The sequence below is a fragment of the Pseudomonas alkylphenolica genome (genome assembly GCF_004025535.1).
Lineage (GTDB): Bacteria > Pseudomonadota > Gammaproteobacteria > Pseudomonadales > Pseudomonadaceae > Aquipseudomonas > Aquipseudomonas alkylphenolica_A.
Window position 1 is genome coordinate 1 of sequence record NZ_QJRG01000010.1, and the last position, 534, is coordinate 534.

Below are 534 nucleotides of genomic sequence, written 5' to 3' on the forward strand. Positions count from 1 at the left end.
GTACCGAACCGGTCAGGCTCACAGTCGAGGCAGTTTCAGTGTCGACTACTTTAGCCGTCGCCGAACCGTCTTTGATTTCCAGCTTTTCAAAGCCCGGGCCGTCTACGCCGGTGATAGTGGCAACCAGCTCGGAGCCGTCTTTGTAGACATCTTCGCCGTTGGCAGCATCGATCTTCAGGGTGCCGGTGGTTTCACCGTCAGCGATCGTGATCACACCCTTGTCGGTGGTGATTGTGGTCACGCCTTGGGAGGCGTGGCTGAGGGTGGCAGTGAAGACGTATTGTGCCGTCGAGCCTTCGTTCTGTACCGAACCGGACAGGCTGACAGTCGAGGCAGTTTCGGTGTCCACGACCTTCGCGGTGGCGGAGCCACTGCCGTCTTTGACTTCCAGCTTTTCAAAGCCCGGACCGTCTACGCCGGTGATAGTGGCAACCAGTTCGGAGCCGTCTTTGTAGACATCTTCGCCGTTGGCAGCATCGATCTTCAGGGTGCCGGTGGTTTCACCGTCAGCGATGGTGATCACACCCTTGTCGG

The 534-nt window shown here is 58.4% G+C and carries 1 protein-coding gene; it reads right to left on the reverse strand.

Features of this window, described 5'->3' with window-relative positions:
• Positions 1 to 534 (reverse strand): immunoglobulin-like domain-containing protein (locus tag DM813_RS28310; protein WP_164897182.1); only part of this gene is annotated, 534 nt, incomplete at both ends.